Below are 23,773 nucleotides of genomic sequence, written 5' to 3' on the forward strand. Positions count from 1 at the left end.
AAGGAATGCGGCAGGGATGAATGGAAATGCAGGGAAGTCAGACCGTAACAGGAGCGGCGCCTGCTCTGGGGAATCCGGTACCCGGAGCTAGGGGGCCGTTCTGCATTTAGAGCGGCGCGATCCGCGCAGCGGTATCAATGAAGGAGGTGAACGGGATGGCGGAACAAAAGCAAACGAAACGATGGACTCCATGCGGAACAGATCAAGCGCCCGAGGCCAATGCGATCCGGGAAGCGGAACGCTGGCAGCGGCTCAAGCAGGAGATTATGGATGCAGCGGCTTCCATGGGTATTGACCAGATCGGCTTCACGACGGCAGACCCGTTCACCGAATTGAAGGCGCGCCTGCAGCATTCTATCGATCAAGGCTATGCATCCGGCTTCGAGGAGCCGGATCTGGACAAGCGGACGCAGCCGGCGCTGCTGCTGGACGGGGCGCGCTCCATTATCGCGATTGCGGTTGCTTATCCATCCAAGATGGAGGCCGGTCCGAAGTCGGAGGCGGGGGCTTACAGAGGAATGTTCGCCCGGACCGCATGGGGATTGGATTACCACCATGTGCTGAGGGATCGGCTGCAGCGGCTGGAGCAGTTCCTGCGCGAGAGGGTGCCGGAGGTGCGGGTGAAGAGCATGGTCGACACCGGCGAGATGTGCGACCGGGCGGTCGCCGAGCGTTCCGGCATCGGCTTCAGCGGCAAAAACTGCTCGATTATTTCCCCGAAGTGGGGATCGTGGATTTACTTGGGGGAAATGATTACGAATCTGCCGCTGCCGCCCGATCACCCGTTGACCGAGGATTGCGGGGAGTGCACACGCTGCCTCGATGCCTGCCCGACAGCAGCCTTCGCCGGTCCGGGGCAGCTGAATGCGCAGCGCTGCATCTCGTTCCAGACGCAGTCGAAGGAGATGCTGCCGCATGAGATGATGGTCAAGATAGGCAACCGGCTGTATGGCTGCGATACCTGTCAGATCGTATGCCCGAAGAACCGCGGGCTGAATTGGACCCATCATGCCGAGATGCAGCCGGATCCGGAGCAGGCGAAGCCGCTGCTCGTGCCGCTGCTGTCGCTGTCGAACCGGGAATTCAAGTCCCGGTTCGGCAGCAGCGCGGCGGCGTGGCGCGGGAAGAAGCCGATCCAGCGCAACGCGATTGCGGCGCTCGGCAATTTCCGCGACCGCCAGGCCGTCCCGGCCCTGGAAGGGCTGCTGCGCACGGATGAGCGGCCGGATATCCGCGCCGCGGCGGCATGGGCCCTCGGCCAGATCTCCGGTCCGGACGCCAAGCGAATATTGAAGGCGGCGCTAAGCCGCGAGGAGGAGCCGAAGGTGAAGGAAGCTGTGATGCAAGCGCAGGAGCGCGCCGAAGCTCAGCATGAGCCGCTGTATGTGCAAGAGATGGAGAGCCCGCTTGGGCCGCTGACGTTGGCCGCGACCGCGACTGGATTGTTCGCGATCGAGTTCGGAGACGCGTTGTCGGTGGCCGAGGGGCTGCAGCGGCGGGCAGCCCGCAGCTACGGCCGCGTCGTGCTGCAGCGCCATCCGGAGCGGCTGCAGGCGGCCAAGCGCCAGTTGGAGGAGTATTTCGCGGGAACGCGGCGCGAATTCGATCTGACGCTGGATATCCAGGGGACACCGTTCCAGCGTCAGGTATGGCAAGCCTTGACCGGCATCCCTTATGGGGAGACCCGGTCCTATAAGCAGATCGCGGAAGCGATCGGCAATCCGGGGGCGGTACGGGCCGTCGGCGGAGCGAATAATCGCAATCCGCTCTCCATTATCGTGCCTTGCCACCGCGTGATCGGTGCCGACGGACAGCTGGTCGGATATGGCGGCGGCATGGACAAGAAAGTCACGCTGCTTCGTCTTGAGGGCGTGTCTTGCGGGCAATGAGACACAGGGGCAACCCCGGATAGATTCCATTCGTTTGTCATATTGGAAGGGACATGCTATCATAATGGCGGACGAGTTCCGCGAAGCCATGCCTTCTCACGGATAGATCGAAGTGAGTGTTCACAATGCCGGTTTGCAAGATATGCAATGAAAGGCGTTTTGTGAATTAGCTCATGTAACTAATTTTTTTGTTGGGGTGACCATAAGCAGATGATTTGGGTTGTAGGGATAATCGCACTCATCGTAGGCCTCATTATCGGCTTTGCCGGCGGAGTGTTCTACTTGCGCAAGCAGATGGAGAAGATGCAATCGGATCCGCAAATGCTTCAAAAAATGGCAAAGCAAATGGGCTATAATTTGAATGCGAAGCAGATGCAGCAAGCACAGAAAATGATGCAGCAAAAAAAGAGAAAATGAAATAACGGAACTGCCCGCGTCCATGGGCACGGCAGGCGGGAGGAGGCACAATTATGGCTGGCTTGAAAGACTATGTTAATTCAAAAGTCGGTGAGAATCGCGAGAAGATCGAACATCACGTAAAAGAAATTTTGAGGCTGATCGGCGAGGATGTCGATCGGGAAGGTCTGCAGGAGACGCCGGCGCGTGTCACCCGCATGTACGAGGAGATCTTCGGCGGGTATGAGGTTGACCCGCGCGACGTGCTCGGGGTTACCTTCGACGAAGCCCATGAGGAGCTTGTCATCGTCAAGGACATAACGTATTACAGCTTGTGCGAGCATCATATGGCGCCGTTCTTCGGCAAGGTGCATATCGGCTATATTCCAAGCGGACAGGTGGCCGGCCTGAGCAAGCTGGCGCGGCTGGTCGAAGCAGTCACGCGCCGTCTGCAGGTGCAGGAGCGGGTCACGGCGAGTATCGCGGATATTATGGAAGAAGTGTTAAAGCCGCATGGCGTGATGGTGGTTGTCGAGGGCGAGCATTTGTGCATGTGTTCCCGCGGCGTCAAGAAGCCTGGCAGCAAGACGGTTACGATGTCGACGCGGGGCAGCTTCAAGGACGATGCGGCGCAGCGCGCGGAATTTTTGTCACTGATTAAGCAGTAAATTGGTGCTTTAGGGTTTGAGCAGAACCAATGGAACCCGTTCCGGGCAAAGGGGCGGGTTTTTTGCTTGGCCTGCAAGAAGGTATAGAGAGATGCGGCGTTTTGGGATTGAGGAGCGCTTGCGGCAGAGCGCAGCATGGAAGAGGAGGACGAAGGGAATTCTATGACAAAGACGGATGTAGAACAGATGGAACGCAAGGAAGAAGCGGTGGAATTAACCGAAGAACAGGCGGAATGGCATCGCCTCTATGAAGCGGCGGCAGCCTTCAAGAAGCAAGGAAGCTGGAAGTGGGTGTCCGATGCCGAGATCTTCGGCGTGTGCAACCCGGAGGATGGAGAGGTCGGCTATTGCACGATCATGGGTTCGAACGAAGAGTTGTTCGGCCTGGCTGTCTTTCGCGGAGGCGAAGGTCTGGAGAGCCTGCAGGATATGATGCTGGATCGGGATGAGCCTTATGCTTGGCTGAACCGGCAAAAATGCATCATGGTGACGTTCGAGGATCGGACCGAGCTGGACAAGCAGGATCTGGCGCAAATCAAAGAGCTTGGCTTCCGCTTCCGCGGCCGCAATGCTTGGCCGCTGTTCCGGGCTTACGATCCGGGGCTTGTACCATGGACGCTTGACCGGAAGCAGGTCTGCTTCCTGACGAACGCCTTGGAGCAAGCGGTGGAGCTGGCTGCTCGATGCAAGAAGGACGAGCAGCTGTTCGTGCCGCCGGTCTCCGGGCAGCTGTTGGTCCGCGCGCAGGAGAACGGGGAATGGAGCGAAGGCTGGCGCGATCCCGAGTTCGTCCTGAAGCGCCCGGCGAAGTATGAATACAGCGATGACGCGAAGCTGATGGACCTTGTGCGCCGCATTCCGGAGAAGCGGGGACAGTGGGAGACCGATTATTTCTTCGCCCCTGTCGCGGTGCAGGGCGAGGCCGAGCGGCCGTATTACCCGAGGCTCTGTCTGTGGGTGGATCGCCAGACCCGCAGCGCGGTCGGCTTCCATGTCGCTTATGAAGGGAATTTCGAGCAGGAATTCATTGATCATATGATTCAGTTAATCGAGGAGAAAGGGGCGCGCCCGCAAAAGCTTATTATCCGGTCGAACGAAGGTCTCGATTTGTTCGAGAAGACGGCGCAGCGCCTAAAGATCAAAATCGAACGCGAGCCGCGCCTCGTCTATCTGGAGGAAGCACAGGCAGATCTGTTCGACTATTTTGCTAACCACGAATCTTGATTGCTATGCCGGGTGTTCTTGCAGAATGCGCGGCAGCCAGCGGGCCAGTTAAGGATATCCTTCAACTGGCCCGTTTTTTGATTATGGCCGATTGTTGGGCCTGGCATCTTTTTACTTCGTTTGCATCCATTGACGGAAATAGGCCCGGTCGATACAATGTAGAGAATTAAATATTATATTCTTCGTATAATTTTGGAAATAGGGTCCAACCGTCTCTACCAAACTACCGTAAATAGTTTGACTACGAGGAAGAGAATGCCTGCCGCGGAGGATGGCTCCCCGCTGGGACAGGCTGTTCTTGCTCCTTGCCGTCAAACTCTAGTTGCTGGACTAGAGTTTTTTTGTTGTATCCGAAGCGCGCAATCATCCTATAAAAAAACAAAGGAATGTGAAATCGAATGAATTGGAGCAAGCAACATTGGAGCAAGCGGATTGCCGCAGCCGCCAGAACGGCGCCTGCCGACCTTGTCATCACGAACGGGAAAATCGTCGATGTTTTCAACCTCGACATCATCGAAGGGGATGTCGCGATTGTGGACGGCATGATCGCAGGCATCGGCGGCAGCTATGAAGGCGCCCGCGTCATCGATGCGGAGGGACGCTATATCGCCCCGTCCTTCATCGATACACATGTTCATATTGAATCCGCCATGGTGACGCCTGCTGAATTCGCCCGCGTCGTGCTCCCTCACGGCGTCACGTCCGTCATCGCCGATCCGCACGAGATCGCGAATGTGGCCGGGACGGACGGCATTCAATATATGCTGGACGCTTCCGAGAATCTGCCGCTGGACGTATATGTCATGCTGCCGTCCTGCGTGCCATGCACGCCGTTCGAGCACGCTGGAGCGAAGCTCGATGCGGCCAGTCTGGACGCATTCTACGACCACCCCCGGGTATTGGGGCTGGCCGAGGTGATGGATTATCCATCCGTGCGCCGCGGCGATGACGATATGCTGGACAAATTGATGTCCTCTCATCGGCATGGCGGAATGATTGACGGTCACGGCGCTGGACTGGATGAAGAGGCCATTAATGTGTACCGGGCGGTCGGCATCCGCAACGACCATGAATGCGTAACGGCTGAGGAAGCCAAGGCGCGGCTGCGGCGGGGCATGTACGTGATGATTCGCGAAGGCTCGGTCGCCAAGGATGTCGAAGCGCTCATCCCGGCCGTGACCGCCAGCAACGCGCGCCGCTGCGTGTTCTGCACCGATGACAAGCATTTGGACGAGCTGCTGGAGGAGGGCAGCGTTGATCATAACGCGCGTCTGGCCATACGCTGCGGGCTTGACCCGCTGCAAGCGATCCAGATGGCTTCTCTGAATGCGGCCGAATGCTACGGATTGCAGACCAAAGGCGCGATCGCTCCCGGGTACGAGGCCGACTTCTTGCTGCTCGACGATCTCGAGCGCTTGACGATTGCCCAGGTGTACAAAGCGGGCAGACTGGTCGGCGAGAACGGCCAATATATCGGGCCGCAGCCGCAAACGGCCAAAATCCCGGCTGGACTATTGAAGTCGGTTCATCTGCCCGAGATAACGGAGCGGGATTTGCAAATCCGGCTGCAGGAAGAGCGCCGCTGCCATATTATCGGCATCAATCCGAACAGCCTCATTACGACGCGCCTCGTGGAGGAGGTGGATGCGGAGGATGGCTGCTTCCGCCCTTCGGTGGCCAAGGATCAATTGAAGATCGCCGTGTTGGAGCGGCATCATCGTACCGGATGCATCGGACTGGGCATCGTCAAGGGATTTGGCATTGAATGCGGAGCGATCGCCTCTACCGTGGCGCATGACTCCCACAACCTCGTCGTGGCCGGCAGCAACGATCGGGATATGCTGACCGCCATACAGGCGCTGCGCGATCTGGAGGGCGGATTGGTCGTAGCCAGCGACGGCGTCGTGCTGGCGGCCATCGAGCTTCCATTGGCAGGCTTAATGTCCACTGCCGATTATGCCAAGGTGCTCCGTCATATGGAAGAACTCCATCACGCTCTGGCGCGGATCGGCGCTTCAAGCGAGTTCAATCCATTTGTTACGCTGTCGTTCCTATGCTTGCCCGTTATACCCGAACTGAAGCTGACGGATATGGGCTTATTCGATTTCGCTGCCTTTCAGCATATTCCGGTAACGGAAGGAGAGAGCCGCACCGCCGATTATGTGCCGTGTTGATGATGCTGCTCGCAGGCTTGAACCTCCGTTCATCCAATCGTAAGGTAAAAGTTCTACAGGCTTGGAAATCAGCGCAATAAAAAAGACCGGGGGCAGATAATCGCCTCCGGTCGTGCTTCTCATTCAACCATACCAAAAATAGGTTGTCTATGTAACATAAAGCATGCTTAATAGCTTGTCCATCGCTTGCAGCCGCATCCATCCTATGGTACGATATCAGGTGCGGCACAAGAGTGTTATGAACAAATATATTTTTACCCAAATATATAATATCATAACGCACGGGGTGTTGTCAACTGGTTAAGCACCCGGTGCCGCAAAATCATAATCTATAGTAAAGCGGGTGATCAGATGGACCCGAATCATCGGGAGCGGCAGTTGGAGGAAGCGCGGGCTGTCGAGGTAATAGAGAAGATTGAGCAGCGCATCATTCCGCTGCAGGAAGAGATGGGCGCGGTCAAGCGCGAAGTCGTGGGTATCCGCCGCGAGTTCTGGGACGACGTCAAGGTCAATCTGGATGATGCGAATGAAGCTATCGAGACGCATGCCAGCTTGAAGCAGCAGGCGGAAGTCTTGGCGGAGCGGGAGCGCAGGCATCTGCATGCGGCCCAGCAGCTTGATGTATGGAAGCGGATGGCGCAGTCCCCTTATTTCGCGAGGATTGATTTCCGGGAGGAGGGGGAAGCAGAGGCAGAGCGAGTGTATATCGGAATCGGCTCGTTCCGGGACAAGGACGACAACTTCCTCGTCTATGATTGGCGTGCGCCTGTGTCCAGCCTATATTATGACTATTCGCCGGGCCCGGCCCACTATGAGACGCCGGCCGGCCTCCTGTCGGGGGAGATGGGGCTCAAGCGCCAATTCATCATCACGGAGGGCCGGTTCCGGGGCATGTTCGATACGGGGCTTACGATTGGCGACGAGCTCCTGCGGCAGATTCTCAGCCGGCCGTCCAGCGCGCATCTGAAAAGCATCGTCGGGACGATCCAGCGGGAGCAGAACCGTATCATCCGCAACGAGCAAAAGCGGCTCATGGTCGTCACCGGCCCGGCAGGCAGCGGCAAGACATCGACCGCCCTGCAGCGGATCGCGTTTTTGCTGTACCGGTACCGGGATACGCTGCAGGCCGATGAGATCGTGCTGTTCTCGCCGAATCCGATGTTCAACCGCTATGTCTCGACCGTTCTGCCGGAATTGGGGGAACGGAATATGCGGCAGACGACGTATCAGGAGTATGTGGAGCATCGCTTGGCTGATTCCTTCCGGCTGGAGCATCCGGCCGAGCAGATGGAATATGCGCTGAGCGCCGGGGAACAACCGGAATACGCGGCGCGAATGGAAGGCATTCGCTATAAGGCGGGGGCATCTTTCTTCCGGCTGCTCGGGCGTTATGTAGAGCGGCTCGGACAGGAAGGCATGCGATTCCGAGATCTTCGCTTCCAGGATCGGACGCTCATATCGGGGGAAGCGATGCTGCGGCACTTTTATGAGCTGGATGCGTCCCTGTCAATCTCGAACCGGCTGAGCCAGATAGCGGAATGGCTGCGGGGCGAGCTGGCCGCCGCCGCGCGCCGGGAACGGAAGTCGAACTGGGTAGAGGAAGAGATCGAGCTGCTCGACAATGAGGATTATGTCAAGGCGTTCCAGGAGGTGCAGCGTCGTCAAAGATATCAGGAGGAGACGTTCGATGACTTCGATCGCGAACGTGAATGGCTCGCCCGCCAGATCGTGAATGAGCGCTTCAAGCCGCTTCGGGCGGACATCAAGCGCTTCCGCTTCGTCGATATGCCGGCCATCTACACCCAATTGTTCGCCAGTCCGGACTTCGCGGCCAGCCTGGCCGGAGAAGAGGGGCTGCCTGAGCGTTGGGCCGGCATCTGCGCCCTGACGGCCGAACGGATGAACCGGGGCGAGATGACTGTCGAGGATGCGACGCCATACTTGTATTTGAATGAATGTCTGGAAGGCTTCCATATGAATACGTCGATCCGGCATGTCTTTGTGGATGAAGGCCAGGACTATGGGGTCTTCCAGCTTCATTTCCTCAAGCGTCTGTTCCCCCGTGCCCGGTTCACGGTCCTGGGGGATGAGGATCAGGCGATTTACCCGCATGCCGAAGGAGCGGCATCGGTACCGCTTCCGGCGTTGGCGGAAGTATTCCCGGCCGAGGAGGCGGAGTCGTTCCAGTTGACCCGAAGCTATCGTTCGACCCGGCCGATTATGGAGCTGGCCCGCCGCATCATTCCGGGCGGCGAGCGGATCGATACGTTCGAGCGCGAAGGTCCGGCGCCGACGCTGACGGGATTAGAGGACAGGGAGGAATTGAACTCCCGGATCGCCGCGCGGATGCGCGAGCTGCTCGCCGCCGGGCACCGCAATGTCGCTCTGCTCTGCACGACGGCTCAGGAGAGCCGCGAGGCGTACGAGGCGCTGAAGGATGTTGTGCCGCTGCGGCTCGTACATCAGGAGACGGTGACCTTCGAAGCGGGCGCCCTAGTCATTCCGTCGTACCTGGCCAAGGGCGTCGAGTTCGATGCCGTCGTGCTGTACAATGCATCCGATGAAGGCTATGGCCGGGAGAGCGAGCGCAAGCTGCTGTATGTGGCGTGCACGCGGGCGATGCATGAGCTCCATATCTACTATATGGGGCGGCCGAGTCCATGGCTGGAAGCCGCACTTGCGGGAGCGGATGAAGGGCAGGCACAGGCCTGAATCGAGAACCGGCTCTGGAACGGAAGGGCAAGGAGATATAAGCTGTCTAGCGCTGCATGGGTTCGCCGCAAGGGCGCCCATGCGGCGCGGCAGCTTATTTGTACATAGGGAAAAAAGAGGGAAGGCAAGTGGTGGAGCTGATTATAATCGTGCTGCTGATGTGCAATCTGCTGCTTCTGCTGGCGGATAAACTCGAAGCTGCCACGGAGAGACAAGGCGGAGGAGGCGGTGAAGCGGGCCAGGGAACGCTATAATCTGGATTGAGGGAGAGGGGCGGTCCGCCGTTCCTATCGGTGTGCGGCAGGCCCCTCCTTGACATTCAACATATCGTAACGGTCAAATGGCTTCTCCCCGGTGACATCTTTTCCTCAGCGGCTTGCCGTCATGTCTTTCATTCCCCCTGAGCTCACCTTGTGGTGCATGAGCCGTCCCTGTCCCCGCCTTATTATTGGGGTTGATAATTCATGACAAGCACTTCGTCCACCGCGCCGCGGGCGGTCGCCTTAGAGTTGATATTGCGGCGGGCTTGTACGATATGGAGCGGGAAGCCTTCATACAGCTCGCGAATATAGTCTGTCGCATGGTTGGACAGCATCACATACACGCCGCGGCCGTCCAGCTCGCGGAACAGGTTGGCCAGCCGCAGCTGCTCGTCCCGTCCGAAGCCGTCCTTCGCATAGGAGGTGAAGGCGGCCGTCTTGGTCAAGACGTCGTATGGCGGATCGAAGTAGACGAAGTCTCCCGCCTGCGCCGATTCCACGGCTCGCTCGAAGTCGCCGACCGTCATGGCGATATCCGCCTCTTGGAAGTAGGAAGCCAAGGCGCGGATCGTCTCTTCCTGGACGATATCCGGCTGCTTGTAGCGTCCGAAGGGAACGTTGTTCTGTCCCTTCGCGTTGACCCGGTACAGGCCGTTATAACATGTCCGGTTCAAATAGACGAGCCGGGCGGCCCGGGTAACGGCGTTCAGCTGCGCGTATTCCTCCAGATTCCGGTCCCAGGAGCGGACTTCATAGTAATAGCTCTCTTCGTTCCGGTGAACCCGCAGCGCGTCGATGAGCGCTTCCGGCTCCCGGCGAATCGTCTCATACAAATTGATCAGCTCGCCGTTCACGTCGTTGATGCAGGCGCGCGGCGGCATCAGATCGAACAGCAGCGCGGCGCCGCCGATGAACGGCTCATAATAGGCCGCCTGCGACCAGTCGAGGCGCGGCAGACGGCGGCGGATGTCGGGGAGCAGTTGGCGCTTGCCTCCCGCCCATTTGAGTATCGGTTTCAACATTGCCCTTCACCCCTGTCGGTTATCTGCGTCGTGAGGACTTGCTCGCCCGCAGGCGGGGCAGTCTCTCCTCACGCAAAAAAAAGGCGGCCTGAAGGCCGCACGTAAGTTCGCGTATCCTCTTCTATTGTACCGAACGGGAGGGAGAAGACGCAATATCGAAAATGCGGCCGTCAGTTGCTCTCCTGGGGAATCCGGCGATTTCGCAGACATTAGTACGGCTTCCATGCCAGGGTCCGCGCCGCCTGGAACCGTTCGTCGACCGCCGGCCAGTTGACGACATGCCACCAATCCTCGATATATTTGGCCCGCTCGTTCTTGTGCTTCAAATAGTAGGCATGCTCCCATACGTCGATCGGAAGGAGCGGGATGACGTCCCACTGCGACAGATTCTGATGCTTCTCCGCCTGCAAAATCTCCAAGCGGCGGCTGCGCGGGCTCCAGACGAGAATCGTCCACCCGCCGCCCTGGACCTTCTCCGCGGCCTTGGAGAAATGCATTTTGAACGCCTTGAAGCTTCCGAAGTCACGCGTAATCTGATCGAGCAGTTCTCCGGTCGGTTGGCCGCCGCCCACCGGATTCATCGTATTCCAGAAAATCGTGTGCAAATAGTGGCCTGCGCCGTTAAACGCAAGCTCATTCGACCAGTGCTTCACCAGATCGAAGCGGCCGGTGCGCCGTGCTTCCGCCAATGCGCGTTCGGCCCGGTTCAAGCCGTCGACATAGCTCTGGTGGTGCTTGTCATGATGTACCCGCATCGTCGTCTCGTCGATATACGGCTCCAACGCATCATACGAATATGGCAATGGCGGCAGCGTATGGCCGCCGATCGGGACGGAGGCCATGTCCCCGCGCAGATAGTACTCCGGCATCAGCGGCTGATGTTGAGGATGGCCGGGCGGCCATCCTCCCGTCGGGGCATACGTCACCTCCCGGTACACCGAGTAGCCGAAGGGTACATTGTCAGGGGCGGTCCGGGCTTCGTCCTGCTTCTGTACCGGCTTAGCTTCCTGTTCCTCTGCTGGCTGGACCGCCTGGGCTGCCTGGTCCTGGTCCTGGGCCGTCAGAGGCGTCTGGGGTGTCTGAGCCGAACCGATGTAAGCCAGAATGCCGGAAGCAGGCGATTGCGGTAGGGTTGCCGCCGGTTCGCGGGAAGTATCCTCGGGTTCACTGTTGCAGGCTGTCAAGGGATTTTCCTCTTCCGGCGGGGAGCCGGAGCTGCTGCCGCCGTCGAGCGGCGGGACTTCGTGGATGAACGCCTTCGGCTGTACGGCGCTGCCGGGCGGAGCGGCGTGCGCCCCCGGTGCGTCCGGCGAAGCGAAGGAAGACAGCGGCTTGTCTTTCAGAGCGTGCACGACGTTCAGGAAATAGGCGGATTCACTGGCGATATGATCGAATACAATCGGGGCGAGCGGCACGCTATGCACGGCACGGCTATACTTCTTCATCGTCTCCAGATGCTTCACGAACTGCTCGGATTGATAGACGGATGCCTTGAGCAGCAGCTCGATCTTGTGCATCGTATCGGGAAGCGTGCTTCCCCCTTGCGACAGAATGAACTGGAGCCAGGCTGAGGCAGCTTCCTCGGTTTTGGTGAAGACCGGCTCCCATTCCCGGAGCACTTGGACATATTCCGGCTCTAGCTGCGGTACGATGGCGAGAATGACCTCGATATGCTCGCGTTCTTGTTTTTTCCAAAATACGACCTCTTCCAGCACGCGGACAGGCATAAGTGACCCATATATGTACTCCAACGAGCGTTCCTCCTCTACATGTCAATGAAACGCGCATCCATGACCTCTTGTTACTAGCCTATTCCGCCGACAGGTTGGCTTATGCTTCTCCCGCTGCGCCGGAGAACTGCAAAAAACCCGCAAGCCATAAGGCTTACGGGCGGGCGATCATCGATGCGGCATCGGCGCGGTAGGCTGCACTCAGAAATGAGGCGGCCTTGCCGAGGTAGTCTTTGCGGTGCGTGCGGTAGATGAGCTCATGCTGCACATTGGGCACAATCCAGGATTCTGACAGCTTATTGCTCTGATGGGCCGCAATCTGTTCGGCGATCTCGTATGGCGCCTTCGTATCCGCGGTTCCATGAATGATGAGCGTTGGCATCTCGTAGCTGGTTGCCTTCACCTCGGTATACGGGATCTGCGCCAGACTGGTGCCGTTCAGCGCCGGGAAGAAGAAGCGCAGCAGATCAAGTGACGGACGCTTCGGAAGCGGCACGTACTGCTTCAGGTTGTGGTACAGCGTATCCGGCTCCAGCAGGAAGGTGCTGTCCAGTATCATCGCATCAATGTCATCGGTCAACAGCGCGGCCTGCAGGGCGGTTCCGGCTCCCATCGAGAAGCCCCAGACGACGATGTGTGAGGCTCCCTGTTCCTTGGCCAGGTTCACGGCGCCAAGCAGCTGCTCCTTCTCCAGCTTGCCTCCGGTGGCGGTTGTCTTGTGCTGCTCCGAAGCGAAGCCATAATCGAACATGATGACGTTATAGTCAAGCCGGTGGGCGAACTGGGCCAGATCGTACATCGGCACCCAGTATTCTTCGCGGTTCGCGCCATAGCCATGGCTGAAAATGATGGTCCGCGACGAAGCGGAGTCCGAAGGAATATACCACCCGTCGACGAGCGTATGGCCGTCGGCTGCCGGAAAGGTCACCGTCTCGTAAGGCATTCCCTTGGCCTCCATCGGATTGGAAAAGAGCGGAGGCACCTGCGGATTCGCGAACATCCAGGCGATAAAGCCGTGCAGGGCGAGGAAGATAACCGATGCGGCGAACACCGTCGACAAGGACAGGGCGATCACGATATGCTTCAGACGGATGCGGCGCGCGGCCGCAGGCGCCAGACCCGAGGGCCCGAGCCATTCCGGTTGAAGCGCGGGTGTGACGACAGGTGTGCTCATAGGCATGACCTCCTTCTGGATGTGCGGGAAAGGGAGAAAAGCTCGCAATGCGAGGTATCGACATAAATTGACATTAACTAGAACGAAAGTCTTGGTTCACGTTATATAAAAGCTTGCTAGTGAAATCGTTTCATTTGATCCGAAATGTATTATTATCGTATGCCGCGAGCCGCATAACGTCAATAAAAGTGCACGTTTTGTAAGGTGTTTGTAATCGTCTCGTAACATTGCAATCCATGTGTAAAGAATGTCGAAATCAGGGACGTTGGTCGGGGTGACGATCGGCGGTCCGTCCCTTTACGGCATCGGAAAAGGGGGTTATACTAGATGTAACGTAGTTTCACTCAATGGAACGAAAGAGGGAGATGACGTGGAGGAACGAGGAAAATTAACCGTTCGTGCCGTGGAACGGGCGCTCGATATTTTGATGTGCTTCACGGAGCAATATGAGATGAGCTTGACCGAGCTGGCCGCGCGGGTCAACTTGAATAAGAGCACCGTGCACCGGCTGCTCACGACGCTGGAGGAGCGCGGCTTCGTGCTGCGCAACGGCGACAAGTACCGCCTTGGCTACCGGGTATGGGAGTTGTCCGCGAACCTGACGCAGGTTGGCGACGCCGCCCAACTTCTGCTTCCTGAGATGGAGGCGCTGCGCGACCGGCTGGGGGAGACGGTGAGCCTGTATGTGCGCGACGGCTCGGATCGGATTCGCATTCAGGCGGTGCAGAGCAACCAGGCGATTCGGCGAGTGGCCCCGGTCGGAGCGCGGCTCCCGCTGTTCGTCGGCGCATCGAGCAAGGTGCTGCTTGCCTTCGCCGATCCGGCCGAGCGCGACGCGGCGCTTCGGGATGCCTTTTGGCCGCCCAGTGTCGACAGCGAGGCGTGTATGCGGCAGCTGGAAGAGGTGCGCCGTCAAGGGTACGCGGTGAGCATCGAGGAGCGTGAGCCAGGAGCGGCCGCGGTCTCGGTGCCGATATTCGACCGCAGCGGCAAGCTGGCGGCGGCGCTGTCGGTCTCCGGCCCGGTCAGCCGGATGTCGCTCCAGACACTGGAGGCTTATGCGCCGCAGTTGACGGAGGCCGCCCGCCGGATGGCGACGATGCTGCGCTCGATCGGATAAGAGGCCGCAATGCAGGTATAACGAGAGGCTGTCCCATTAGCAGGTAAAGGCTGCTAATGGGACAGTTCCTAGGCATGAGCTTTTGAAGCCGAGGCATGGGGTTACGTTAGTTGCTTCAGATAACGTGCTGTGCGGAAGACCGCATCAACAAACGGGCCGGTCAGGGATGAAACCCTTGACCAGCCCGTTTTTGGTTGGGGCGAAGTCTGCTCTGGCCCGACTCTTCATACTGGGAATCCACGAACTGAACAGCCTCTTCTCCGGCGGGGACGGCCTTATCCCGCATGCTGCTGCCGGTATTGGCCGGGCGTCATGCCTTCCATCTTCTTGAACATCCGGTTGAAGTATGAGGGCTGGTAGCCGACCGCTTCCGCGATCTCGTTGATTTTCATATCGGTGGACAGGAGCAGTTCCTTGCATTTATTCATCTTGATCGACGTCAAGTAATCGACATAGTTGGAGCCGGTCATCTGCTTGAAGGCCTTGCTGAGCTGGGATGCGCTCACGCCGGCCTCCGCGGCGACGATGTCGAGCGACAGATCGCTCATATAATCATGGCCGATGCGTTCCAGCATCTCCTCGACCAGCCGCTTCATGGTCGCGCTGTAGCTCTTGTTCAGCGAGGCGATGTACGGCCGGATGATGCGGGTATGGAACCAGGTCAGGCAGGCGCGCGTGTCGCGCAGCCCGTTCAGCTCCTCCTGCAGGCCCGCCGCATCGAACACCGCATACGGATTGTGCCCGGCCTGAAGCATCGCGCGGTGAATGTTGCCGACGAGCCGCATTAAGGCTTGGTGGATCAGCCATTCGGCCGCCCCGCCGCCATGGAGAGCGGTGACGAACTGCTCCACCCCTTGCACGGCTTCCTCTTCCAGGCCCATATTCAGGGCGTGAATGATGTCCTGCTCCAGCTCTAGCGGGAATTCGACGTTGCCTGCGGTCTGGGACAGGACATGCTCTGCCTCCAGCAGCTGGCTGCCGGAATCGAAGGTGCGGTGCCGCAGGGCGCGCCGTGCCTGCTCAAGCGCATACGGCACATCGAGCCAGGAGGAAGTCGGCCCGCTGACGACGATCGTCGCCTCCAGACGGAGCACGTCGCGCAGAGCGCGCAGGCATTGATCACAGAGCTGCTCGATCCGGCTCCGGGATTCGTCCGGCTCCGCTCCGGGCAGGATGAGGACGGCGCCGAAGGAGCTGTCAAGGAAGTTGATCAGGTGGACGTAATCGGCCGCCTGCTCGGACAGCTCCTGCACGATATTGATGGCCGCGAACGCCATCAGATGCTCATCCCGGTCGGAGAACGGCTCCCGGCCATCCCCCAACGCATGCGGCTGCACAACGACGGCCGCGAAGCGCTTCCCCTCGATATTCACCTGCAGCAGCCTCAGCTTCTCGCGAATCTCCCGCTCGGTCAGATGCGAAGCCTGTCCGGTCACGAACTGGTTGATGAATGCTTCGCGCACGGAAGGGATGGATTGATCGAGGCGGCTCTGCAGCGTCTCGTTCGCGAACCGGTACTGCTTCCATTCCTTCTCGATATAGTCCAGCTCATTATGGACTGCGGACTCCGGCGTCCGCCAGCCGCCGAGCATCGTGACGACCCGGCGAATCGGCCGGTACATCCGGCGCGAAGCGAACCAGCTGAGCGCGAGCGCCGCCAACAGGGCGAAGCCCCATAGGACGAGCACGACATGGGTATACGGCCGGGTAGGGGCCGTAATGACCGACAGCGGGGTTCCCGCGATATAGGTCCATGCTCCCCCCATTTTCTCGAAGGAGACGGTATTGACGAGCAGCGAGTCCCCGCCTTCGATCGGCATCTGCCATGTTCGCGGCGGAGGAAGGCGTCCCGGTTCGGCCGGGGCAGTCTCTTCCTGCAGATGCTCAAGAATGAGCGGCAGCGCCTCCGGATGCTCCGCGGTCTTCGCGGAATGGCCGATGACATGCCCCTCCGCGTCCAGCACATACGACACGTTGTCTGTATTGGCGAAAATATGCAGCTTCGACGGATTGATGTAGATGACGATCGCGCCGAAGGAGGTTGATCCGTTGAACGGGAGCTTGAGGACGATCGCGTGCGGCGCGCCGCCTTTGGCGAACGGGCGCACGAGATCATGCACCCAGTAGATGCCCTTCTCCTCCTGCAGCAGCCGGCCCCAGCGCTCGGCATCCTGCGTATCCTCCAGCGTGCGAAGGCCAAGAGAAGGCTGCAGCACTTTGTTCTGCTTCTGCACGTACAGGTACACTTGATCGATCAGCGGATCGGCATTTTCGATTAAGGTGAGCGTATCAAGAAGCTGGAGCGTCTCCTCGAATTGAAGCCCGAAATCCATGTCGGACACGGACGGCTTGAAATGCGGCTTCACGACCATGTTCAGCGCGTATTGGACAAGCTGGGAAAATTGCTCGTCAATCTGCTTCGCCGCATCCTGGAGCGCGTCCTCATTCTTCTGCTGGAACTGGTTCACCATATGCTGGTTCCCGATATATAAATAAGCCGCGCTGATGACCGTCAGCGGAAGACAGGTCAACAGCACAGCCATCGCGATGGTTTTCCAATACAACACGCCTTTCGAAGACAACAGGCTTATCCATTGTCGTCTCAACGGTGATCCTCCCATCATGCAGCGGATTCGGATCGCGGAAGTCCGGATGCCGTTGTCTTCATCATACTGAATGACATGCAGATTGAAAAGGCTTTCAATCGAAAATGTCCCGTTGGACAAGGGGGACACAAGCGTGGAGAGGCCCGGAAAAAAAGTGCAACGGCAGGAAATCGGATCGGGCCGAAAAGAGGCAGCAGCTGCGCTCTGTCCAGGCAGGGCGCGGCTTCTCGGCTTGGCCCATCATAGCGGTAAAGGGATAAAGCTAATCTGGAAAAAAAGTCAAATTGCACGGAATCGTGACAGCGTTTACATTGGCATTACCAAGCCATGAAGCTTCGATTCGAATAGAAAGCGAGGGAGACCGATGAGCTCACAGCCAACGAATATCGCCGCCGAGCGAACAGCAGGTCCTGCGCCCCGTGTCCGTGCTCGTGCCGGCAAGCGTAAGCTATGGTCTGATCTGAAGCGTGACAAGTATTTATATTTGTTAGCCCTGCCGGGACTGCTGTTTTTTCTGATCTTCAAGTACATTCCGATTACGAATCTGGTCATTGCCTTCCAGGATTACTCTCCGTACTTCGGCGTCACCAGGAGTCCCTGGGTCGGGTTCGAGCATTTCAGCCGCTTTTTCGCCAATGAAGATTTCTATATTTTACTGCGGAATACGCTGGCGATCAGCTTCCTGAATCTCCTTTTCTTTTTTCCGGCGCCGATCATTCTGTCCCTCATGCTGAACGAGGTGCGGAACTTGGTGTTGAAGCGCACGGTGCAGTCGCTCATCTATATTCCGCATTTTCTGTCCTGGGTGCTTATTTATGGCTTGACGTTCCTCATGTTCTCCCAATCGGAGGGGATGGTGAACAAGCTGCTCGTATCGATGGGCAAGGAGACGGTCGACATTTTGTCCAACCCGAATTATTTCTGGGGCTTGCTGACGGCGCAATCGATATGGAAGGAAGTCGGCTGGGGCACGATTATATTCCTGGCGGCGATCGCCGGCATCGATCCGCAGCTGTATGAAGCGGCCGTCATGGACGGAGCGGGGCGGATGCGCCGCATCTGGCATATTACGCTGCCGGGCATGCGCAACGTCATCATGATTCTGTTCATTCTCCGCCTCGGCACGATTATGGATACCGGCTTTGAGCAGATCTATCTGATGATGAATTCGGCGGTCACGCATGTGGCGGATGTGTTCGACACGTATGTGTACCGCATCGGGATCAAGCAGGGCGAATTCAGCTACAGCACGGCTATCGGGCTATTCAAGTCGGTCGTCGGCGTCATTCTCGTCGTGACGGCGAACAAGGTGGCGAAGCGGTTCGGTCAAGATAGTCTGTACTAACTTATTGAATAGTCTCTATTAGAAAAGCAGGAAAGGGGTCGAATGCCATGAGAGAACAGTGGCGGGATCGGTTGTTCCAAGCGAGCAATGTGACGGTGCTGATTCTGTTCAGTATCGCTACCGTATTCCCCATTTACTATACGATTGTGCTGTCGTTCACGGATCCGACGGAATATTACACGCGGCCGCTGATCCTGTTCCCGCAGCAATGGACGCTGGACGCCTATAAATATTTGCTGTCCAACGGGCTGTTCATGAGCTCGCTCGGAATCAGCGCCTTCCTGGCGACCGTGGGCACGGCGTTCAGCCTGATCGTATCGGGAGGACTCGCTTATGCGCTGTCCCGCAAGCGGCTTCGCTTCCGCAAAGCCATTATGATGATGATTCTGATTACGTTCCTGTTCCAGCCAGGGCTGGTGCCGCTGTACCTGGTCGTCCGCAATCTGGGCTTGATCGACAGCGTCTGGTCGCTTATTTTGCCGAGCCTGACGAGTGCCTGGTACGTCCTGCTGATGAAAGGATTCTTCGACAGCATCCCGGACAGCCTCGAGGAAGCCGGCCGCATCGACGGCTGCAACGAGATCGGGGTGTTCTGGCGCATTATGCTTCCCTTGTCCCTGCCGGCGCTGGTCGCCTTCGGCCTCTTCTTCGCGGTAGGCTACTGGAACACCTACTTCAATGCGCTCATGTTCATCAACGACCAGAGCAAATGGCCGCTGCAGGTGCTCCTGCAAAATATGCTGGTCGACCCGACGGCGATGGGCGGCGGAACAGGTGGCGGCATGGACTTCCATGTGAACCGCCAGATGCCGACCGAGACGCTCAAAATGGCCGCGGTCGTCATCGCGACGCTGCCGATTATGATGGTGTATCCATTCTTGCAGAAGCATTTCGCCAAGGGCGCGATGGTTGGCTCTGTCAAAGAATGACGAGATAAGGATGCACAAAAAGCATGTTCACGTAAAAAAGGAGGGTCTACGATGATTCACAAGCAACCACGCAAGCTGGCTTCCGCGTTGACAACATCGATGCTCATTCTGCTCGCCTGCTCGCTGCTCCTGACGGCATGCGGCGGCGAAGGCAAAAGCGCTTCGTCCGGAGGGGACGGTCCGACGAAGATCTCGATTCAGACGTTGAACTATGCGACAGACATGGTCAACAACAGCAGCCCGATCTGGACAGAGCTCGAGAAGCGCACCAACACGGAGCTGGATATCACCTGGCTGACGCCGACGACGATCGAGGACAAGGTCAATGTCATGCTCGCTTCCGGCGACATGCCGGATGTCGTCTTCGTGGAGTCGCTCAACAACGCGCAGCTGCAGAAAATGATCAAGCAGGGCGTCTTCTGGGATGTGACCCCATTCATCAAGGATTACCCGAACTTGACGGACGGGGATAAGGCGTCGATGTGGGACGAGACGAAGATCGAAGGCCAAAATTACGTCATTCCGCGCTATTACCCTAGCTTCGGGGGCGGCGCCTTCGCGATGCTCCGCAAAGACTGGCTCGATGCGCTGAATCTGGAGGTGCCGACGTCGCTCGACTCCCTGTTCGATGTGCTGAAGGCGTTCAAGGAGAACGATCCGAACGGCAACGGACAGGCGGATGAGATTCCGTATGCGGCCTCTCCTAGCTCGATGGGCTTTGTCTACAATATTTTCAACGAGACGCAGGGCAATTGGAAGCTGAAGGATGGCAAGCTTGTGCCGATTATTACGGAGGACGCCTCCCGCGACGCGCTCCTCTGGATTAAGAAAGCATACGATGCGGGGTTGTTCCCGAAGGATTTCGCCATATTGAAATTTTCGCAAATCCTGGATGCGTTCCGCAGCGGCAAGGTCGGCGGCACGGGCTTGTCCATGAACCATGTCTGGGTAACCGGCAAGCTGCTGCGCGACATCGACCCGAAGGCGGATCTGTATCCGCTGCCATACTTGGAGAATCCGAACGGCTATAAATATACGCCATCCGGGGCTTCGTACTACGGCGTGTATTTGATTCCGAAGAAGGTGCCGGAGGACAAGGTGAAGAAAATTCTCGAGCTGTTCGATTACGGCAACAGCCCGGAAGGGAATATTTTGACCTATTATGGTCTGAAAGATATCCATTACAAGGAAGAGAACGGGAAGATCGTGCCTACGGAGCAGGCGAAGCAAGATTTGACGGGAGACGGCAACATGTCGAGCCTCTTCCATCTGATTAGCGACGATATGGCCATCGGGGCCGTCGGCATGCCGGATGATCTGTACGAACGCAACGTCCAAATCGTGAACGAGCGGAAGAAGCATGTCGTGCCGGAACCGGAGCGGGGCCTCTACTCGGAAGCGTATAATCGCTATTTTCCGGAGATAAAGAAAAAAGTTGACGATATGCGTACAAAAGTAATTATTGGCAAAGAGACGATTGAGGAGTATGATAAATTTATCGAAACAATCAAAAAAGATAAGGATTTAATCAAAGTTATTGACGAAATGAATCAGGCTTACCAAGCCACCCAAGCAAAATAAGCAGAGTATGCCGGAGGAACGCCGCTGAGTGCTGGCGTTTCTCTGCGTCGTCCAAAGGAGAGATGTCATTATGAATCCGGTTACAGCCATTGTCATAGGTGCAGGCGACCGGGGTGCGCGCGCTTATTCTCCGTATGCCCTGGATAATCCGCATGAGCTGCAGCTTGTCGGCGTCGCCGATCCGAATGCCGAGCGGCGGCAAGCCTTCGCCGAGCAGTTCGGCCTGAACGAGTCGCAGCAGTTCGAGACATGGGAAGCGATCCTGGAAGGGGATCGGCGTGCCGATGTAGCCATCATCTGCACGATGGACCGCATGCATTATGAGCCGACGCTGCGGGCGCTGGAGCTCGGTTATCATGTGCTGCTGGAGAAGCCGATGTCGCCGGAGCCGCGGGAATGCGTCGAGATGGAGCTGGCGGCGAAGAAGCATAACCGGCTGCTGACGATATGCCATGTGCTGCGCTACACGTCCTTCTGGGCGGCGATGAAGCGGGAGATCGATCGCGGCGCGATTGGCGATATCGTATCCATTCAATTGAACGAGAATGTAGGCAATATGCATATGTCGCACAGCTTCGTCAGAGGGAACTGGCGCAACAGCGATGAATCGAGCCCGATGATTTTGCAGAAGTCGTGCCATGACATGGATATTTTGGCGTATCTGATGAATGAGCCCTGCGTGCGGGTCAGCTCGTTCGGCTCGCTGATGCATTTCCATGAAGGGCATAAGCCGGAAGGGGCGCCGGCCCGCTGCATCGAGGGCTGTCCGGCGGAGCAGAGCTGCCAGTACCATGCGCCGCGTTATTATCTTGGCGAGGGCATCGACTGGGCGCGCAAGATTACGGATGACTATACGAAGGAAGGCATCCTGAAGGCGCTCTGGGAAGGTCCGTACGGGCGCTGCGTCTATCAGACGGACAACAACGTCGTCGACCATCAGGTCGTCAATCTCGAATTCGCGAGCGGGGCGACCGCGATGTTCAGCATGTGCGGCTTCACGCACGATAATACGCGCATCGTGCAGGTGATGGGCACGAAGGGCGACATCCGCGGCAATATGGAGGATGACTCGTTCACGATCACCGACTTCGTGACGAAGGAGAAGCGGAGCGTTCAGCTCGCTCCGTCCATCACGGGCCACGGCGGCGGCGACTCGGGCATCGTACGCTCGTTCCTGAAGGAAGTGCGCGGCTTAGGCTCCGGCACAGAGAGCCTCTCCTCCGCCTCGGTATCCGTGCGCAGCCATCTGATGGCCTTCGCGGCCGAGCAATCCCGCCTCCAGGGCGGCCAGGTCATCGACCTGCAAGCGATGTATGGCGAGCTGGCGGGCGCGGTCCCGTCCGGGAAGGCGTAAGGCGGCGCAAGCGTGCATGCGGATGCAAGCGTGCAGGCAGCTGCAAGCGCTGCATGGCCGGCTTGCGGGCGCCATGCTGGCCGCGCAAGCGTCCGGGTAGTACAGGATGCAGCCGGAGTAGCATAGCATAGCGAGATAATCGCATGTGGAATAGGCGATCACCCCTGAAGTTGGTTCGGGGGGTGATCGTTTTTATTTTTCCGCGGTTGCAGCATCGGCATCGGCGTCGGCGGCGTCGGGGCCAGCGTCGGTATCGGCAACGGATCGGAAGCAATCCTGCAAAAATGCATCTTTTTGTCCCGATATGGGGCATCTTGGATGGAATTCCTGCAAATGCGCATCTTTTTACTCGATATGTCTCTAATTCGGGCTATAATGGAAGAAATTCCTGTAAATTTGCAGGATTCCTATTTTACAAAATTGGCTTCAATAAAAATGCTGTAGTTTTGCACCATTGGAGGTCCCTGAATGTAAAGGCGAGTATTTTCAACCTGGAGGTATGCTCGATTGTCCATCCTCGATTGTGCTCGATTGCGCTTGATTGACAATATGTGGGGGAGGGGAACTTGGTTTTGATTAATCAAAATGGGAACCATATCGAGTTCGTAACATTTTACTAACCAGCTAATTTCAATCCGGGATTTCAATCAGCATAAGGCTTGAAGCCCCTACAAGCTTCTTTTTTACAATACGGCTAGTCCTAAACCAATTGAATCGATTGCCGGGACAGCGCCGTATAGAAACAGTAGATTTGACGTTATGGAGGCGCTTTTTATGACCAGACAGAAGATAGATTTGTTCAAATTAAGCAAGGAAATATCCTATGCGCTGAGGCATGCCCCTTGGGAGTATGAATTGGAACTGGATGAGGAAGGCTGGGTAAGCCTGGAGCAGCTGCTGCTGGCGCTTCGTCTGGACCAACGTTGGGAAGCTGTTCATGAACAGGACATCCATACTATCATGGCAACAGCGGACAAGCAACGGCTTGAGGTTGCGGACGGGAAAATTAGAGCGTTATACGGGCATTCGGTGCCCAGCAAAATTGTCAAGAAGGCAGAGAAGCCTCCCTCCGTCGTGTATCACGGAACGGCGAGACGCTTTGTGGCGCAAATCTTGGACGAAGGAATACGGCCGATGGGAAGACAATATGTTCATGTCTCCGCCGACAAAGAGACGGCCATGATGGTCGGGAAACGGAGAGATGCGGCCCCGGTGTTGTTGAAGGTGGATGCCGAGACGGCCCGGAACGAAGGGATTATGTTTTATCCGGGCAATCATACGATATGGCTGGCGGACTTTATTCCTCCCAAGTATATTTCAATCGAATGAATCGAGCGAACGGATGTTTAGGATGCGGATGAGTCAACGAAAAGAGGATGATGAATGAGACGGCCGCAACGTTAAGAGAACCAGCCGCTTGCTTCTGATCGAAGGGGATAGCGGCAATAAGGGATGAAAAATAAGAAAAATATCGCGTTGTTCCCCTTGATTGACTCCCTGTCCTTCAAGGATTCTTTTTGTGGAATGATAAGGGGGAAGTGTTAAGGCAATTCCGGCATGAACGAGCCGCGCATCTTCATATATTTTTT

At 57.5% G+C, this 23,773-nt stretch carries 17 protein-coding genes and 1 riboswitch; of the genes, 13 read left to right on the forward strand and 4 right to left on the reverse strand.

All coding sequences use genetic code 11. From position 1 onward, the window contains the following. Positions 1–155 precede the first annotated feature (155 nt). The 7 genes from queG (at position 156) to FLT43_RS30570 (ending at position 9,317) form a co-directional block, all read left to right on the forward strand. On the forward strand, positions 156–1,889 hold the full coding sequence (gene queG / locus FLT43_RS30565) for a tRNA epoxyqueuosine(34) reductase QueG (RefSeq protein WP_087443336.1): 1,734 nt from the start codon (positions 156–158) through the stop codon (positions 1,887–1,889). A gap of 210 nt (positions 1,890–2,099) precedes the next feature. Next, the gene (locus tag FLT43_RS19745) at positions 2,100–2,306 is read left to right on the forward strand and encodes a YneF family protein (RefSeq protein WP_087443337.1); all 207 of its coding nucleotides are present in this window, start codon (positions 2,100–2,102) and stop codon (positions 2,304–2,306) included. Between the two features lie 53 nt (positions 2,307–2,359). Continuing rightward, entirely contained in the window at positions 2,360–2,953 is a 594-nt protein-coding gene (gene folE / locus FLT43_RS19750) for a GTP cyclohydrolase I FolE (RefSeq protein WP_087443338.1), read from the forward strand. 162 nt (positions 2,954–3,115) lie between these two features. Then, positions 3,116–4,177: a DUF7309 domain-containing protein gene (locus FLT43_RS19755; RefSeq protein WP_087443386.1), complete on the forward strand. Its 1,062-nt coding sequence runs from the start codon at positions 3,116–3,118 to the stop codon at positions 4,175–4,177. A gap of 162 nt (positions 4,178–4,339) precedes the next feature. Further along, positions 4,340–4,441: riboswitch (purine riboswitch) on the forward strand. Between the two features lie 134 nt (positions 4,442–4,575). Continuing rightward, on the forward strand, positions 4,576–6,351 hold the full coding sequence (ade, locus tag FLT43_RS19760) for an adenine deaminase (protein WP_087443339.1): 1,776 nt from the start codon (positions 4,576–4,578) through the stop codon (positions 6,349–6,351). A 351-nt stretch (positions 6,352–6,702) separates the two neighbouring features. Beyond that, positions 6,703–9,063, forward strand: coding sequence for an RNA polymerase recycling motor HelD (gene helD / locus FLT43_RS19765; protein WP_087443340.1), 2,361 nt, complete (start codon positions 6,703–6,705; stop codon positions 9,061–9,063). Positions 9,064–9,194: 131 nt separating this feature from the next. Further along, positions 9,195–9,317 (forward strand): hypothetical protein, encoded by a 123-nt coding sequence (locus FLT43_RS30570; protein ID WP_255321572.1) that lies wholly within the window; start codon positions 9,195–9,197, stop codon positions 9,315–9,317. Between the two features lie 191 nt (positions 9,318–9,508). Here FLT43_RS30570 and FLT43_RS19770 read toward each other — a convergent pair whose 3' ends face one another. The 3 genes from FLT43_RS19770 to FLT43_RS19780 all read right to left on the reverse strand — a co-directional run bounded on the left by FLT43_RS19770 (position 9,509) and on the right by FLT43_RS19780 (position 13,249). Further along, on the reverse strand, positions 9,509–10,345 hold the full coding sequence (locus FLT43_RS19770) for a DNA adenine methylase (protein ID WP_087443342.1): 837 nt from the start codon (positions 10,343–10,345) through the stop codon (positions 9,509–9,511). 209 nt (positions 10,346–10,554) lie between these two features. Then, on the reverse strand, positions 10,555–12,096 hold the full coding sequence (locus FLT43_RS19775; RefSeq protein WP_087443343.1) for a Fe-Mn family superoxide dismutase: 1,542 nt from the start codon (positions 12,094–12,096) through the stop codon (positions 10,555–10,557). Positions 12,097–12,229: 133 nt separating this feature from the next. Further along, positions 12,230–13,249: an alpha/beta hydrolase gene (locus FLT43_RS19780; protein ID WP_087443344.1), complete on the reverse strand. Its 1,020-nt coding sequence runs from the start codon at positions 13,247–13,249 to the stop codon at positions 12,230–12,232. Between the two features lie 370 nt (positions 13,250–13,619). Here FLT43_RS19780 and FLT43_RS19785 point away from each other — a divergent pair, with 370 nt between their 5' ends. Further along, positions 13,620–14,369: an IclR family transcriptional regulator gene (locus tag FLT43_RS19785; RefSeq protein WP_087443345.1), complete on the forward strand. Its 750-nt coding sequence runs from the start codon at positions 13,620–13,622 to the stop codon at positions 14,367–14,369. A 275-nt stretch (positions 14,370–14,644) separates the two neighbouring features. On the opposite strand, the gene FLT43_RS19790 is transcribed toward FLT43_RS19785, so the two are convergent. Then, positions 14,645–16,975 carry a helix-turn-helix domain-containing protein gene (locus tag FLT43_RS19790; protein ID WP_244194245.1) on the reverse strand — a complete coding sequence of 777 codons (2,331 nt, stop codon included), beginning with the start codon at positions 16,973–16,975 and terminating at the stop codon, positions 14,645–14,647. Between the two features lie 364 nt (positions 16,976–17,339). Between FLT43_RS19790 and FLT43_RS19795 the strand changes: the two genes are divergently transcribed. The 5 genes from FLT43_RS19795 to FLT43_RS19815 all read left to right on the forward strand — a co-directional run bounded on the left by FLT43_RS19795 (position 17,340) and on the right by FLT43_RS19815 (position 23,513). After that, on the forward strand, positions 17,340–18,320 hold the full coding sequence (locus tag FLT43_RS19795) for an ABC transporter permease (protein WP_087443347.1): 981 nt from the start codon (positions 17,340–17,342) through the stop codon (positions 18,318–18,320). A 47-nt stretch (positions 18,321–18,367) separates the two neighbouring features. Beyond that, the gene (locus FLT43_RS19800; RefSeq protein WP_087443348.1) at positions 18,368–19,249 is read left to right on the forward strand and encodes a carbohydrate ABC transporter permease; all 882 of its coding nucleotides are present in this window, start codon (positions 18,368–18,370) and stop codon (positions 19,247–19,249) included. Positions 19,250–19,300: 51 nt separating this feature from the next. After that, positions 19,301–20,830: an extracellular solute-binding protein gene (locus tag FLT43_RS19805; protein ID WP_164776329.1), complete on the forward strand. Its 1,530-nt coding sequence runs from the start codon at positions 19,301–19,303 to the stop codon at positions 20,828–20,830. A gap of 70 nt (positions 20,831–20,900) precedes the next feature. Further along, positions 20,901–22,184, forward strand: coding sequence for a Gfo/Idh/MocA family protein (locus FLT43_RS19810; protein WP_087443349.1), 1,284 nt, complete (start codon positions 20,901–20,903; stop codon positions 22,182–22,184). Between the two features lie 774 nt (positions 22,185–22,958). Then, the gene (locus tag FLT43_RS19815; protein ID WP_174818165.1) at positions 22,959–23,513 is read left to right on the forward strand and encodes an RNA 2'-phosphotransferase; all 555 of its coding nucleotides are present in this window, start codon (positions 22,959–22,961) and stop codon (positions 23,511–23,513) included. The last annotated feature ends 260 nt before the right edge of the window (positions 23,514–23,773 follow it).

Source organism: Paenibacillus thiaminolyticus (assembly GCF_007066085.1).
Lineage (GTDB): Bacteria > Bacillota > Bacilli > Paenibacillales > Paenibacillaceae > Paenibacillus_B > Paenibacillus_B thiaminolyticus.

What these genes read in the sequence shown, in the direction of transcription:
- FLT43_RS19810 (WP_087443349.1), top strand. Translation starts at nt 20,901, where the DNA reads ATGAATCCGGTTACAGCCATTGTCATAGGTGCAGGCGACCGGGGTGCG.
- FLT43_RS19800 (WP_087443348.1), top strand. Translation starts at nt 18,368, where the DNA reads ATGAGAGAACAGTGGCGGGATCGGTTGTTCCAAGCGAGCAATGTGACG.
- FLT43_RS19770 (WP_087443342.1), bottom strand. Translation starts at nt 10,345, where the DNA reads ATGTTGAAACCGATACTCAAATGGGCGGGAGGCAAGCGCCAACTGCTC.
- folE (WP_087443338.1), top strand. Translation starts at nt 2,360, where the DNA reads ATGGCTGGCTTGAAAGACTATGTTAATTCAAAAGTCGGTGAGAATCGC.
- FLT43_RS19795 (WP_087443347.1), top strand. Translation starts at nt 17,340, where the DNA reads ATGAGCTCACAGCCAACGAATATCGCCGCCGAGCGAACAGCAGGTCCT.
- FLT43_RS19805 (WP_164776329.1), top strand. Translation starts at nt 19,301, where the DNA reads ATGATTCACAAGCAACCACGCAAGCTGGCTTCCGCGTTGACAACATCG.
- queG (WP_087443336.1), top strand. Translation starts at nt 156, where the DNA reads ATGGCGGAACAAAAGCAAACGAAACGATGGACTCCATGCGGAACAGAT.
- FLT43_RS19780 (WP_087443344.1), bottom strand. Translation starts at nt 13,249, where the DNA reads ATGAGCACACCTGTCGTCACACCCGCGCTTCAACCGGAATGGCTCGGG.
- ade (WP_087443339.1), top strand. Translation starts at nt 4,576, where the DNA reads ATGAATTGGAGCAAGCAACATTGGAGCAAGCGGATTGCCGCAGCCGCC.
- FLT43_RS19815 (WP_174818165.1), top strand. Translation starts at nt 22,959, where the DNA reads ATGACCAGACAGAAGATAGATTTGTTCAAATTAAGCAAGGAAATATCC.
- FLT43_RS19745 (WP_087443337.1), top strand. Translation starts at nt 2,100, where the DNA reads ATGATTTGGGTTGTAGGGATAATCGCACTCATCGTAGGCCTCATTATC.
- helD (WP_087443340.1), top strand. Translation starts at nt 6,703, where the DNA reads ATGGACCCGAATCATCGGGAGCGGCAGTTGGAGGAAGCGCGGGCTGTC.
- FLT43_RS19755 (WP_087443386.1), top strand. Translation starts at nt 3,116, where the DNA reads ATGACAAAGACGGATGTAGAACAGATGGAACGCAAGGAAGAAGCGGTG.